Origin of the sequence: Nocardia brasiliensis NBRC 14402, from assembly GCF_000308475.2 — a bacterium.
Taxonomy (GTDB): domain Bacteria; phylum Actinomycetota; class Actinomycetes; order Mycobacteriales; family Mycobacteriaceae; genus Nocardia; species Nocardia brasiliensis.
On record NZ_BAFT02000048.1, the window covers coordinates 1 to 13,711 of the forward strand.

The 13,711-nt window shown below is 69.3% G+C and carries 15 protein-coding genes and 1 pseudogene; 8 read left to right on the forward strand and 8 right to left on the reverse strand.

Features of this window, described 5'->3' with window-relative positions:
- Positions 1–489: suppressor of fused domain protein (locus TY25_RS15405; protein ID WP_042256853.1), on the forward strand; the 489-nt coding region annotated here is incomplete at its 5' end.
- 225 nt (positions 490–714) lie between these two features.
- Here the strand turns inward: TY25_RS15405 and TY25_RS15410 are convergent.
- The 6 genes from TY25_RS15410 to TY25_RS15435 all read right to left on the reverse strand — a co-directional run bounded on the left by TY25_RS15410 (position 715) and on the right by TY25_RS15435 (position 5,916).
- On the reverse strand, positions 715–1,437 hold the full coding sequence (locus tag TY25_RS15410) for a Clp protease N-terminal domain-containing protein (RefSeq protein WP_042256854.1): 723 nt from the start codon (positions 1,435–1,437) through the stop codon (positions 715–717).
- Between the two features lie 124 nt (positions 1,438–1,561).
- Positions 1,562–2,650, reverse strand: coding sequence for an NAD(P)/FAD-dependent oxidoreductase (locus TY25_RS15415; protein WP_042256855.1), 1,089 nt, complete (start codon positions 2,648–2,650; stop codon positions 1,562–1,564).
- 92 nt (positions 2,651–2,742) lie between these two features.
- Positions 2,743–3,624, reverse strand: a complete 882-nt coding sequence (locus tag TY25_RS15420) for an RNA polymerase sigma-70 factor (RefSeq protein WP_042256874.1) — start codon at positions 3,622–3,624, stop codon at positions 2,743–2,745.
- 282 nt (positions 3,625–3,906) lie between these two features.
- Positions 3,907–4,809 carry a CDP-alcohol phosphatidyltransferase family protein gene (locus TY25_RS15425; protein WP_042256856.1) on the reverse strand — a complete coding sequence of 301 codons (903 nt, stop codon included), beginning with the start codon at positions 4,807–4,809 and terminating at the stop codon, positions 3,907–3,909.
- Positions 4,809–5,543, reverse strand: coding sequence for a phosphatidylserine decarboxylase (locus TY25_RS15430; RefSeq protein WP_042256858.1), 735 nt, complete (start codon positions 5,541–5,543; stop codon positions 4,809–4,811). The genes TY25_RS15425 and TY25_RS15430 overlap by 1 nt, the downstream gene beginning before the upstream one ends.
- Before the next feature lie 100 nt (positions 5,544–5,643).
- A complete protein-coding gene (locus TY25_RS15435; RefSeq protein ID WP_014988714.1) occupies positions 5,644–5,916 on the reverse strand; it encodes a GlsB/YeaQ/YmgE family stress response membrane protein in 273 nt (90 codons plus the stop codon).
- Positions 5,917–6,175: 259 nt separating this feature from the next.
- On the opposite strand from TY25_RS15435, the gene TY25_RS15440 reads away from it, so the two are divergent.
- The gene (locus TY25_RS15440) at positions 6,176–7,261 is read left to right on the forward strand and encodes a beta-ketoacyl-ACP synthase III (RefSeq protein WP_042256860.1); all 1,086 of its coding nucleotides are present in this window, start codon (positions 6,176–6,178) and stop codon (positions 7,259–7,261) included.
- 84 nt (positions 7,262–7,345) lie between these two features.
- On the opposite strand, the gene TY25_RS15445 is transcribed toward TY25_RS15440, so the two are convergent.
- Together TY25_RS15445 and TY25_RS15450 are read right to left on the reverse strand one after the other, a co-directional pair.
- Complete coding sequence (locus tag TY25_RS15445; RefSeq protein ID WP_052382989.1) at positions 7,346–8,032, reverse strand: SIMPL domain-containing protein; 687 nt, start codon at positions 8,030–8,032, stop codon at positions 7,346–7,348.
- A gap of 83 nt (positions 8,033–8,115) precedes the next feature.
- On the reverse strand, positions 8,116–8,571 hold the full coding sequence (locus TY25_RS15450; RefSeq protein ID WP_042256863.1) for an SRPBCC family protein: 456 nt from the start codon (positions 8,569–8,571) through the stop codon (positions 8,116–8,118).
- Between the two features lie 198 nt (positions 8,572–8,769).
- On the opposite strand from TY25_RS15450, the gene TY25_RS42675 reads away from it, so the two are divergent.
- The 6 genes and pseudogenes from TY25_RS42675 to TY25_RS15475 all read left to right on the forward strand — a co-directional run.
- The gene (locus TY25_RS42675; protein WP_156055098.1) at positions 8,770–8,931 is read left to right on the forward strand and encodes a hypothetical protein; all 162 of its coding nucleotides are present in this window, start codon (positions 8,770–8,772) and stop codon (positions 8,929–8,931) included.
- A gap of 66 nt (positions 8,932–8,997) precedes the next feature.
- Positions 8,998–10,665 (forward strand): NAD(P)/FAD-dependent oxidoreductase, encoded by a 1,668-nt coding sequence (locus tag TY25_RS15455; RefSeq protein ID WP_042256865.1) that lies wholly within the window; start codon positions 8,998–9,000, stop codon positions 10,663–10,665.
- Between the two features lie 15 nt (positions 10,666–10,680).
- Positions 10,681–12,183: an ATP-binding protein gene (locus TY25_RS15460; RefSeq protein WP_042256867.1), complete on the forward strand. Its 1,503-nt coding sequence runs from the start codon at positions 10,681–10,683 to the stop codon at positions 12,181–12,183.
- On the forward strand, positions 12,180–12,533 hold the full coding sequence (locus tag TY25_RS15465; protein WP_042256869.1) for a UBP-type zinc finger domain-containing protein: 354 nt from the start codon (positions 12,180–12,182) through the stop codon (positions 12,531–12,533). The genes TY25_RS15460 and TY25_RS15465 overlap by 4 nt, the downstream gene beginning before the upstream one ends.
- A gap of 105 nt (positions 12,534–12,638) precedes the next feature.
- On the forward strand, positions 12,639–13,022 hold the full coding sequence (locus TY25_RS15470; RefSeq protein WP_042256870.1) for a hypothetical protein: 384 nt from the start codon (positions 12,639–12,641) through the stop codon (positions 13,020–13,022).
- A gap of 50 nt (positions 13,023–13,072) precedes the next feature.
- Positions 13,073–13,711, forward strand: a pseudogene (locus TY25_RS15475) (AAA family ATPase); the annotation flags it as partial.

Consider the following 13,711-nt stretch of genomic DNA (forward strand, 5'->3'; position numbering starts at 1 on the left):
ACCGAGCTGTACGAGAAGGAATGGGACAACCCGGCCGAGTCCGGCTGGGGTTTCGAGCTGACCTTCCGGCTGGTGCGCGCGGCCGCCGACACCGAGCCGCCCGCCTGGCCCGCGAACTTCCTGCAGAACCTGGCGCGCTATGTCTTCCAGTCCGGCAAGTGGTTCGAGCCCGGGCACACCATCAAAGCGAACGGGCCGATCGCCGCCGACCAGCCGGACTCCGGCATCCACGCGGTCTGCTTCACCGCCGATCCCGAACTGGGCACCATCGAAACCCCGCACGGCAGTATGCGATTCCTGCAGATAGTCGGGTTGACGATGCCGGAGTACCGCGCCGCGCAGGGCGGCAACACGCGCGCGGTGCTCGACCAACTCGCCCCGCATCTACCGCTGTTCGTCACCGACACCGCCCGCGGCTCGCTCATCTCCGAGCCGAAACCCCAAGCGCGCTGGCCACGTTGGGGCGGCGGGTTACGCGGGCGGGCGTAGCTCAGGCCGCCCGCGGCAGATCGAACGAACCAGCACCGTGCGGCCCGCCCCGCGCGCGGGCGGTACGGATGGCCCGGCGCCGCCGCGACCGTCCGGACCGCACCGCCCGAAAACCGCACTGCGCGTATCGAACCCGGCGACGCACCACAGAGCGACCGCCCAACCCGGCGCCGACCACGAACAAGACGGCCGCCACCACCGCAGCGCTACCCGGCCGTCCGCGGCTCATTGTTTTCCGGCCGCTATCACCGACAGCACCTCCACCAGATGCGCCTCGACCTTGGCCTTGTCGAGTCCGGCCCCGGCCAGGAGTCCGGTGCCGTTCTCCTGTTCGAGCAGCGCGAGCAGGACGTGCTCGGTGCCGATGTAGTTGTGCCCGAGGCGAAGCGCCTCGCGGAAGGTCAGCTCGAGCGCCTTCTTGGCCTCGGCGTCGAACGGGATCAGCGCCGGCAGCTTGTCCGCCCGCGCGGGCAGCGCGGCGGTCGCCGCGACCTTCAGCTCCGCGGGATCGACACCCTGGGTGAGAATCTCTTTCACCGCAAGGCCTTCCGGCTCGGACAGCAGGCCGAGCACCAGGTGTGCGACGGTGATCTGGTCGTTGCTCGCGTCGCGAGCGGACTCCTGCGCCGCCACCACGATCGCCCGGGCGCGGGGCGTGAAGCGCGCGAACCCGGCGTTGGGGTCCATCTGCGCGGCGTCGGCAGGCCCCTTGGGCACGAACCGTTTCTGCGCGGCCTGCTTGGTGACGCCCATGCTGCCGCCGATATCGGTCCACGAGGCGCCCGCGCGGCGGGCCTGGTCCACGAAGTGGCCGATCAGGTGATCGGCCACCTCGCCGAGGTGGTCGCCGACGACCACGGCGTCGGACAGCTGGTCGAGCACATTGTCGGGGCGGGCTTTCTTGATGCCGTCGATCAGATCGTCGAGGCGAGGCGTTGGAGAGGTCATGCGTCAACGATAAGTTGACGATGCGAGATCGTCAACCCTGAGTTGACGAGGTTCTCGGTCGCCGGTCAACGGTGCTGTGCCACCGACCCGCCGCCGGAAACCCCGCTGCCGCGGCTCGTTTCGGTCAAGGACGGGTCTGACGCGCCGCCCCGCGCACCACGCGCTCCTTCACCCAGGCCGCGGTCCGGCCGGTCAGGATGAAGCCGGCCGGTGAATCGTCGGCGTGCAGGGACTGGATGATGCCGTTACGCCGGCCCAGGCTCATGGCTTGGCCGACGTAGCGAAACCGCAGCGGACGCGGTTGCGCACCGCGCAGGCGCGCGGCGATGGCGTCGGCGACCTGCCGGCCGGCGGGCAGCGCAGTCGCGCAGGCCATCCGCAGCGCGCGGTCTCCGGGCCCGGCCATCACGGCGCAGTCCCCGGCCGCGTAGATCTCCGGATGCGAGATCGAGCGCAGCGTGGCATCGGTGTGTACCCGGCCCATGCCGTCGACGGCGATGCCGGACCGTTGCGCGAGGTCGGGCACGCGGAAACCGGCCGTCCACACGGTCGCGGCGGCCTCGAGCAGGGTGCCGTCGGCGAGCCGCACGCCCTGCTCGGTCACCTCGATCACCTTTGCGTCCGAACGGATCTCGACACCGAGCTGCTCGAGCACCCGCCGGATGTGCGCCTGGGCACGCGGCGAGAGCCACGCGCCCGGCGCCTCCGAACCGAGCAGCAGCACGCGCACCTCCGGCCGGGATTCGCCCAGTTCCGCGGCCAGTTCGATGCCGGTGGAACCGCCACCGACCACGACGACGGTCCCGTCCGGAGCGACGAACCGGTCCGCGTCCTCCGGTGTCGCGACCGAGTAGGCGTGCTCGGCCACCCCCGGCACACCGTCCAGATCGGCGACGCTGCCCAGCGCGTACACCAGCGTGTCGTAGCCGAGTTCGGTTCCGGTATCGAGCAATACCCGCTTTCCCGCGGGGTCGATCGAGGTGGCGCGGGCACGGACGAACCCGATCTCCTTACGCGCCAGCAGCTCTCTGATGTCCCAGGCCGAAATGCGTTGCCCGGCTGCCTGCTGGTGCAGGCGTACCCGCTCGACGAAGTGCTTGCGCGGGTCGACGACGGTGATCTCGGCTCCGCGTGCCTTGCGCGCGAGCCGCCGGGCTGCCGCCAGCCCCGCGTATCCGGCACCGAGGACGACGATCCGATGCTGTCCGGTCATGGTGTGACTTCCTTTCGATCGGCCGACACCTACCAGACCGAACAGCGCCACGATCCATGACAAAGATGCCCGTGAAGCGCGTCACGCCCCGTTCAGGACGCGGGCGCCGCCAGGTACCGCAGCTTGTGCGGGTTGACGATCAGCCGCAATGTGGCGATCGCACCGTCGATCAACTCCACCCCCGCGACCATCAGCGGCGCGCCGTCGACCCGGGCGACCACGGCGGGCGCACCGTTGATCTCCTCGATGTGCACTTCCATGCCGGGCACCGCCCAGCGCAGCAAACCGCAGAGATAGCGCGCCACGTTGTTCGCACCGACGATCTGCCTGCGCGCCGCGGTCACCTCGCCGCCGCCGTCGGCGGTCGCGATCACGTCGGCGGTGAGCAGCTGTTCCAGCGACGCCACGTCGCCGTTGCGGGCCGCCTGCACGAACCGGCTGATCAGCTCGCCCGCGTACGCGGAGGGCACGTCGAACCGCGCCCGATCCTCGCGCACCCGCAGCCCGGCGCGGCGAAAGATCTGCTGCGAGTTGGCCTCTGTGATGGTGAGCATGTCCGCGATCTCGCGGTGCGCGTACCCGAAGGCCTCGCGCAGGACGAACACGGCCCGCTCGACCGGCGTCAACCGCTCCATCGCGGTGAGCAGCGCCAGCGACACCAGTTCCCGCTCTTCCACGGTTTCCAGCGGGCCGAGTTCGCCGCGCGCGGTCGGCACGGGTTCGGGAATCCAGGGGCCGACGTAGGTCTCCCGGCGCGCCCGCGCCGAAACCAGCCAGGTGCGACACTGATTCACCAGCACCGTGGTCAACCACGCCTCCGCGGAACGGATCTCGGACCGCTCGGCGGCGTCCCAGCGCAGATACGTCTCCTGCACGGCGTCCTCGGCCTCCGCGGCCGAGCCGAGCATCCGATAGGCCAGCGCGAACAGGCGCGGGCGGTGCTCCACGAATTCGCGCAACCCGTCCGGCTCCATCGCCACCTTCCTCCGCGTCCGGCCGTTCGGTACGACCGTACCGCTCCCCCGCGCGGACAGGCGTCCCCGCATCGCGCCGGACGAGGGCTCGATGCCGAGCAGGCGCTTCAGGCCGAAGCGGGCCGCGCCGAACCCGCCGATGCCGAACCCTCCGAAGCCCACACCGCCGGCGGTCGCAAGAGTGTCCATACCGGGAGCTTTCTCGGTCGGACTTGCCAAGTCCTTAAGAAATCCCAGTGTTGAGAAGTCCGGCCCTTAAGAGGCCGGACTTCCAGGGTTCGGTCAGCGGGCGAGGTCGTCGATATCGCGCTCTTTCGCACCGGGCCGACGCAGCCGCAGGCGCGCCGTGGAACCCCGGATCGCCGGGCGGCGGATGACCGGACGCCGCTGCGCCCGGCGCTGCGCGCGGCGCTCGGCGGGCTTGTGCTGCCAGGTCTCCGGGCGCGCGGCGACCCAGCGCTGCGAGTGCCAGGCGAACGGAATGTGGCCCAGGTACAGCGCGACCAGGATCAGCAGCAGCACGGTCGGATAGGTCACCAGCAGCGCCGCGGCCAGCGCCACCAGCACCAGCAGTCCCGCCGCGGCCTGCGGCGCCACCGACACCGACTTCATCGCCAGCGTGGGCACGGTGCTGACGGCCAGGGCCGCGGCGAGCACGGTCCACACGGCGACCGCGTAGAAGCCGAGCCACCACCCGTCACCGAACTGCACCGAGAGCGCGACCGGCACCATCGCGATGAGCGCCGCCGCCGGGGCGGGCACGCCGACGAAGTACTCGCGCTCCCACTCCGGCCGGGTGTCGTCGTCGAGCAGCGTGTTGAACCGGGCCAGGCGCAGCACGATGCTCACGGCGAACAGCAGCGCGATGATCCAGCCCGCGGTCTCGGTGTGCAGCAGCGTGACGTAGAGCACGAGCGCGGGCGCGACACCGAACGAGATGGCGTCGGAGAGCGAGTCCAGCTCGGCGCCGATCTTGGTGGTGGCGTCGAGCATGCGGGCCAGTCGCCCGTCGAGGGTGTCCAGCACGGCGGCGGCGCCGATCATCGCGAGCGCGATGTCGAGCTGGTTGTCCAGGCCGAACTTCACCGCGGACAAGCCCGAGCACAACGCGAGAATGGTCACCACGCTCGGCAGCAACCGGATGGAGCGGCGCCGCCGTCGCTGGGTCGGAGCAGCCGCCTCCATCATGAACCGCTGGTGGACGCGGACCCGAGCACCGCGAGGACGGTCTCGCCGCCGATGGTGCGCTGCCCCGGCTCGACGAGCAGTTCGGTGCCCGCCGGGAAGTAGGTGTCCACCCGGGAGCCGAAGCGGATCAGACCGTAGGTGTCACCGATCGTCAGCACGTCGCCCATCTGGGCGTCGCAGACGATCCGGCGCGCGAGCAGGCCCGCGATCTGCACCACGACCACCTGCTCGCCGTTCGCGGTGTCGAGCACCATGCTGTTGCGCTCGTTCACCGCGCTGGCCTCGGGCAGATCGGCGGAACGGAACTGCCCCTGCTGATGCAGGACGGTGCGCACCACACCGGACACCGGAGTGCGCTGCACATGTACGTCGAGCACGGACAGGAAGATGCTCACCCGGGGCAGCGGCTGGTCACCCAAACCCAGTTCCGCGGGGGGAGCGGCGGTATCGACGAGCGCGATCTCACCGTCGGCGGGCGCGACCACCACGCCGGGACGGTTCGGCGGCACCCGGTTCGGGTGCCGGAAGAACGTCGCACACGCGGCCGCGGCCAGCAGTCCCGTCCGGCGCACCCACTTGCGCTTACCGCCGACGACGGCGACAGCGAGCGGGGCGGCGACAAACGGCAGCCCGGCGGGATGCAACGGGGGAATCGCATTGCGGACCAGGTCGGCGACGTGGCCGACTCCGGTGCGTTCAGGCGTGCCGGGCGGCGTGGGACGGCGGGCCACAGGCTCCTCTTTCGTGCTAGATGCAGTCGGATTGCGCCTTCAACGATAGGACCGGCGCAAGCGTTCACACCTTACGGGAAAGGAGCCTGTGGCACGGCTGTCAGCTACGGACTTTGCGTCCGGTGACCAAACCCACGAGGAACAGCAGAATCACCGCGCCACCGAGGCAGGTGAAGAAGCTGAACCAGAGGCCACCGCCTTCGACGTCCACGCCGAGCACCTTCAGCAGGAACCCACCGAGTAGGCCACCCACGATGCCCACCACGATGTTCAGCAGGATGCCCTGTTGGGCATCGGTCTTCATGATCTTGCTGGCAATCCACCCGGCAAGACCGCCGATGATGATCCACCCGATAATCCCGAGACCGAGCATGGTGTCCTCGCAATCCGCGCCGGCCGTCCATCGTGCAGGACGGCCCGCACATAGTTGGGTTTCACGCCGCTGGAGCTTTTTGGCGTGCTTCGAGGGTATACCCGGGGCTTGTGAGAATACGCACGACAAAACGGCGATTCTCGGGCTAATATGAGGTCGCCTCATGTCTACGGTTCCGTAGGGCGTGGCTGATGAGGGTTCCAATTCGAGGCTTCGAGGACAACCCGGCGGCGGTGCCGCAGGTACATAGGAGACGCACATGGCTGCTCGAATCGCCCAAACCACCGGGGCAGAGCACACGGCGATCCTCGGGCTCGGCGTTTACCGCCCAGTTCGAGTCGTGACCAACGACGAGGTGGCGGGCCCGATCAACTCGAGCGACGAGTGGATTCAGACCAGGTCCGGGATCAAGACCCGGCGCTTCGCGAACGAATCCGAAACCGTGCAGAGCATGAGTGTCGCGGCCGCGCGCGGCGCGCTCGAATCCTCGGGCATCGACGTCGACCAGGTCGACTGCGTGATCGTCGCGACCTCGACGCATCTGCTGCTCACCCCCGCCGCCGCCCCCCGGATCGCCACCGAACTCGGCATGAACGGCTCGGCCGCCTTCGACGTCTCCGCGGGTTGCGCCGGCTTCTGCCACGCCCTCGCGCTGGCCTCCGACCTCGTCCGCGGCGGTACCGCCGCCCATGTGCTGGTGATCGGCGTGGAGAAGCTGACCGACACCATCAACCCCACCGACCGCTCCACCGCCTTCCTGTTCGCCGACGGCGCCGGCGCCGTCATCGTCGGCCCCTCCGACGTGCCCGGCATCGGCCCCACGGTGTGGGGCTCGGACGGCACGCAGAGTCACGCGATCCGGCAGGACAAGGACTGGGTCGAGTTCTTCCGCGAGATCGAGGAGAAGGGCACCGATGCGGTGCGTCCGTACCTCGCGATGGAGGGCACCGCGGTGTTCCGCTGGGCCGCGCACTCGCTGGAGAAGGTGTGCCGCGACGCCGTCGACCGCGCCGGGCTGTCCACCGACGACCTGAACGCGATGATTCCGCACCAGGCCAACGGCCGGATCATCGAGATCATGGCCCGGGTGTTGAAGCTGCCGGAGAACTGCGCGCTGGCCAACGACATCGAGGAGACCGGCAACACCTCGGCCGCGTCCATTCCGCTCGCGATGGAATCGCTGCTGCGCAAGGGCCAGTCGCAGCCGGGCGACACCGCGCTGCTCATCGCCTTCGGCGCCGGGCTGTCCTACGCGGCACAGGTCGTCACGCTGCCCCGCTTCGCCGCGCCCGCCGCTCCGATCCCCGCCGAGGCCGACCCCGTGACCGCGGACGCCACCGTCTGACGCAGCTGCTTAACTCGTTCAGCGCAGCCACCAGGCTTGATCAACACAGCCACCAGGCTTGATCAGCGCAGCCACCAGGCTTGATCAGCGCAGCCCCCAGGTGACCTTCACCGTGAACGTCACCGTCTGTGTGCCCGGTTCCAGCGGGACCGATTGCGGTGCCGCGTCCCGGGCGGAGTACTTGGGGCTCTCGTCGCGGTTGCTCGCCTCGCTGATGGTGATCACCTCGCTCAGCTGCACCCCGGCGAGCACCGCGTACTGCTCGGCGCGGGCTTTCGCGTCGGCGAACGCGCGAGCCCGGGCGTCGGCGAGCAGCTGCGAGTTGTCGTCGATCGCGAAAGACACTCCACGCAAACGGGTTTCGTTGCCGCCCGCGGCGATCGCCGCGTCGAGCACACCCGAGGCCTTGGTGAGTTCGCGCACGACCACCCGGACCGAGTTTCCGGCGCGGTAGCCGATCACCGTGCTGTCGGAGCCGGCCGCGTACTGCGGCTGGATGGAGACGTCGGTGGTGCGCACGTCCTCGCGGGTCACCCCGGCCGCGACCATGGCGTCGGTCATCGCCTTCGACTTCTCGTTCGCCTTGGCGATGGCGGCCGAGACCTTGTCCGCGCTCACCTCCACCCCGAGGTCGGCGTTCAGGATGTCCGGGGCGCCGCGCACCTGGCCGGTGCCGACGACGGTGACGTCGCGGGCAGGCCCGGACTCGTCCTTACCGCAGCCCGTCATCAACACGGCGCTCGCGGCGACGGCGGCCGCGCACTGCGTCATTCGTCGCATACTCCGGCAACATACGCACCCGGGCGTCCCGCCGTGGGTGAACCGCCGGACATCGGCGGCTCCGCGCGCAGTCGTCAGCGCTGCGCTTCGACCGCCGCCTTGATCTGTTCCAGGGTTTCGGTCATGCCGCGGACCAGCGCCGCCTCGAACGGCACTGCGCCGCCGAGCTTGGTGGCGATCAGCTTGCGCGACAACCACGTGGTGCCGCGCGGCATATCGCGGCGTTCCACCAGCCGGGTGCCCGTCGCGGTCGGCTCGAGCGTATAACTCCAGATCGAGCGATTCTCGTTGATCCGAAACGCGAACACCTGGTTCGGTTCGAAACGCACTATGCGCCCGGTGGTCGGCCAATACTGCTTGCCATCGGTATTCAGGTGCAGCGTCCAGGTGCCCTTCTTGGTCGAGCCGAACTGCACTATCCGCACCAGTTGCGGGCTGAACTCGGGCATCCGCTTCAGGTCCGCGACGACGGACCACACCTGCTCCGGTGGGGCGGAAATGTCAATGGCGGCTTCGAGATTCTGCGGCAACGGTGTCTCCGGTTCCGAGCGGGCCGGCGGATACCTGGCCGAACCTGTTTCATGGTTTATGCGTATTTTAATCAGAAGACAGTTGGATCACATTCAGCATGTTGCGCGCCGACTTCGGTAATGCCGAGCGCACAATGCGGGATAGACGAAGCAACGACACAGCCTCGAGCTTTCCCGTCCAACGTGAGGTGATCGGCCGTGAAACTGCGCTCTCTCTTACATCGTCGACATGCGGATCACGTTCCGCTGCTGCCCGGCGGCGAGACCGAAGGCGGCACCGCCCGCGGCCCTTCGCCGGAGAATCTCGAACGCCTGCTGACCAACGATGAACTCGACCTCATCCGGCACCACCTGCTCTGACCGCCCGCACGTCCGCCTCGAGCGAACGTTGACGCCCCGTTTTGCACGACCGTCCATACTCGATAGGTGACTTCACCCGCTGCCACGAAACCGGCCATCCTGAGCGTCGACGATGATCCCGGCGTTTCCCGCGCGGTTGTCCGCGACCTGCGCCGCCGCTATGGGGCCGAATACCGGATTCTGCGCGCGGAATCGGGCGCGCAGGCGCTCGAGGCGTTGCGTGAGATGAAATTGCGCGGCCAGCCGGTCGCGGTCTTGATCGCCGATTACCGGATGCCGGGCATGGACGGCATCGAATTCCTCGAGCAGGCCATGGACCTGCACCCGTATGCCCGCCGCGTACTGCTGACCGCGTACGCCGACACCAGCGCCGCGATCAACGCCATCAATGTGGTCGATCTGGATCACTATCTGCTCAAGCCGTGGGATCCGCCGGAGGAGAAGCTGTATCCGGTGCTGGACGGGCTGCTCGACGCCTGGCGCAGCAGCGAGCACCGGCCGGTGACCGAGACGAAGGTGGTCGGCAACCGCTGGTCGCCGCGTTCCTCCGAGGTGCGCGAGTTCCTGGCCCGCAACCAGCTGCCGTACCGGTGGTATCTGGCCGACGAGCCGGAGGGCGCGCGACTGCTGGAGGCCGCGGGCGCCGATCCCGAACGCTGTCCCGTGGTGATCACGGCGGGCGGCGACGCGCTGGTCCAGCCGTCGGACAGCGTGCTCGCGGAAAACGTCGGGCTCACCGTCAACGCGACCGGCGATTTCTACGATCTGATCGTGGTCGGCGGCGGCCCGGCCGGGCTGGGCGCCGCGGTGTACGGCGCCTCCGAAGGTCTGCGCACCGTCCTGGTGGAGCGCACGGCGACCGGCGGGCAGGCCGGGCAGAGCTCGCGCATCGAGAACTACCTCGGCTTCCCGGACGGTGTCTCGGGCGCTCAGCTGGCCGATCGGGCCCGCCGCCAGGCGGCGAAGTTCGGCGCCGAGGTGATCACCACCCGCGAGGTGGTCGGGCTGGAGGTCAACGGTTCGGCGCGCACGGTGCGCTTCGCCGACGGCGGCAGGCTGTGCGCGCACACGGTGATCATCGCGACCGGCGTGGACTACCGCAGGCATCCGGCGCCCGGCGTCGACGAGTTCACCGGACGCGGCGTGTATTACGGCTCGGCGATGACCGAGGCCGCCGAATGCGCCGATCGCGACGTCTACATCGTGGGCGGCGCGAACTCCGCGGGCCAGGCCGCGGTGTTCCTGTCCCGCAACGCGAAGACGGTGCATCTGGTGGTGCGCGCGGACTCGCTGGACAAGTCCATGTCGCACTACCTGATCCAGCAGATCGCGCAGATCCCGAACATCAAGGTGCACACCAACACCGAGGTGAGCGCCGCCGACGGCGACGACCATCTACAACAGATCGTGTTGCGCGACAACGTCTCCGGCAACGAGGAGAAGGCCGAGGCCGAGCGGCTGTTCCTGTTCATCGGCGCCGCACCGCAAACCGAGTGGCTCGACGGCACGGTGAAGCGGGACACGGCCGGATTCGTGCTGGCCGGGCCCGACCTGATGGTCGACGGCGCGCGCCCGGCGGGCTGGGAACTCCCCAGGCCGCCACATCATTTGGAGACGAGCGTGCCCGGCGTGTTCGTGGCAGGCGACGTGCACGCCGATTCGGCCAAGCGCGTCGCGTCCGCGGTCGGCGAGGGTGCGATGGCCGTGATGCTCGTGCACCGGTACCTCGCGTAAACAGGAGGCTGGCAGATGAATTCGAACAACACCGCGGACCGCAGCAGCCGCCTGGTCTGCGATCCCGCGGAACTACGCACGCTGTTCCTGTTCGAGAAATTGAACGACGAGCAGCTGGACTGGCTGTGCCGGGACGGGCGGGTCGAGACGATCGAGCCCGGGCTGGTCTTCCGCGAGGGCGACCCGGCCACCTGCTTCTACGTGCTGATGGACGGCGAGGTCGTGCTGACCAAGCTGTCCGGCGGCACCGAGATCGAGCTGGTGCGCACCCAGCACCACGGCTCCTACGCGGGCGCGTGGAGCGCCTACCTCGGCGACAAGGTCGAGCAGACCTACAACAGCTCGATGTCGGTGACCCGCCCGTCCCGGTTCTATGTGCTGGACGCCGCGATCTTCGCGCAGATGATGCAGGACTGGTTCCCGATGGCGGTGCACCTGCTCGAGGGCGTGTTCTTCGGTAACCGCAACGCCAACGCCCGGGTCGGCCAGCGCGAGCGGCTGCTCGCCCTCGGCTCGCTGTCGGCGGGTCTGACCCACGAGCTGAACAATCCGGCCGCAGCGGCCGTGCGGGCCACCTCCGGCCTGCGCGAACGGGTCGCGGGCATGCGGCACAAGCTGGCCATGATGGCCGACGGCAAGTTCGACACCGCGTCCCTCGGCGCCCTGGTGCGGTTGCAGGAGGAGGCGGCGGCGCAGGTGGCCAAGGCGCCCGAGCTGACCCCGATGGAGGCCGCCGACCGCGAGGACGTGCTCGGCGAATGGCTCGACGAGCACGGCATCATCGACGGCTGGAACCTGGCGCCGAACTTCGTGCAGGCCGGCTTCGACGTGGACTGGCTCGAGCGGGTGGCCGGCACCCTGGAGGGCTGCACCGACCAGGTGTTCCAGGGTGCGATCCGCTGGTTGAACTACACCATCGAGACCGAGCTGATGATGAACGAGATCGCGGACTCGACCACCCGGATCTCGTCGCTGGTGAACGCGGCCAAGCAGTACTCACAGATGGACCGGGCCCCGTTCCAGGTGGTGGACATCCACGATCTGCTCGACAGCACCCTGGTGATGCTGAGCCGCAAGATCGGCGACGGCGTCGAGGTGGTCAAGGAGTACGACCGCGCGCTGCCCGAAGTGCCGTGCTACGCAGCGGAATTGAATCAGGTGTGGACCAACCTGATCGACAACGCGGTGTACGCGATGCACGGCCGGGGCACGCTCACCATCCGCACCCGGCACGAAAACGACTGCGCCGTCATCGAAATCGGTGATACCGGGCCCGGTATCCCGGAGGCGGTACGCAGCCGGATCTTCGAACCGTTCTTCACCACCAAGCCGATGGGCGAGGGCACCGGCCTCGGGCTCGACATCTCGTTCCGGATCGTGGTGAACAAGCACGACGGCGATATCCAGGTCGACTCCGAACCCGGCGACACGCGGTTCACGGTGTGGTTGCCGCTGAACCGCAGCGCGGACAATCCCACCGACGAAGCGAACGCACCGACCGCAGGAGAGCAGCGATGACACAGGAACTGGAAGGCATCGACCCGGCCGTGGCGCCGAGCGGCACCGGGTGCCTGGAATGCGAACAGGCGCAAGGCTGGTGGGTGCATCTGCGCCGGTGCGCGCAGTGCGGGCACATCGGTTGTTGCGACACGTCGCCGGAACAGCACGCGAGCAAGCACGCGAAAGACACCGGCCACCCGTTCATTCAGAGCTTCGAACCGGGCGAGGACTGGTACTGGAACTTCCGAACCGAGGAAATGTACGGCGACGGTCCCGAACTCGCGCCGCCGACCAGTCACCCCGCCGAGCAGAGCGCCCCGGGCCCGCGCGGCCGGGTGCCCGCGGACTGGCGGGCACACATCCACTGATCCCGCGCAAACCGGTACGCTGCACCGAGCACGCCGCGGGCTCGGTTCAGCGATGACCGGAGGCGGCGTGCCGATTCCACAGCAACCCATCGGGGAAAGCACGGTATGAAGCGAACATCCGCCATCGTCCTCGCCGCCGGGACGCTGGCTTCGGTGCTGGCCGGCTGCGGCCAGTCCTCGACCGATTCCAGCGACGCCGCGCGGCCGAGCAGCAGCGCACCGGCCGCGGCGAGCAGCACCGCGACGCCGGGCAGTGCCCCGGCCGCCGCGCCCGCCGACCCGTCGAAGACCACCTGCGCCGAGTTCAAGAAACTGGACAACGAGGCGGAGAAGGCGCTGATCGAGCAGCTGCTCGCGCAGCATCCGGACAGCACGTTCGCGGGCAGCCCGAATGTCGCGCTCGGCACCGCGAAGCTGGTCTGCCTGTCCGGCAGCGTGGCCGAGACCCCGGTCGCGGTCGCCGCCGGGATCGTCGCGAAGAACAACTAGACAGGCCTAGTCCCGGCCACGACCGCGCTCCGGCGCGGCAGAATGGCACGGTGGCAGAACTAGCGCTCACCGCTCGATGGAATCCGTCCGCGGCCGACGCCCGGCGCGGCGTGGTGCGACTGCATCCGGAGGCGCTGGCCGCGCTCGGCCTGCGGGAGTGGGACGGTATCGCGCTGGTCGGCTCGCGGCGCACGGCCGCGGTGGTCGGCGTCGCGCCCGCGGGCACGCCGGCCGGCGTCGCCTTGCTCGACGACGTGACGCTGTCCAATGCCGGGCTGCGGGAGAACGCGACCGTGGTCGTCGCGCCGGTCACCGTGTACGGGGCGAAGCAGATCTCGGTGAGCGGTTCGGTGCAGGCGACCCGGACCATCCCGGCGGCCACCTTGCGCCAGGCACTGCTCGGCAAGGTGGTGACCGTCGGCGACGCGGTCTCGCTGCTGCCCCGCGATCTGGGCCCCGACATCAGTTCCGCCGCTGCCTCGCAAGCACTTTCGCGCACCTTCGGCATCGCCTGGACCACCGAGTTGCTCACCGTCACCGCCACCGATCCGCGTGGACCGGTCAGCGTGCAGCCGAATACCGCGGTGGTGTGGGGCGCGGGGGTGGTGGCGGCACGCGACGCCGCCGATCGGGCTTCGGCCGGGGAGCCCGTCCCCGCGGGCACCGCCGCCCAGGCCGCGACCGAGGCC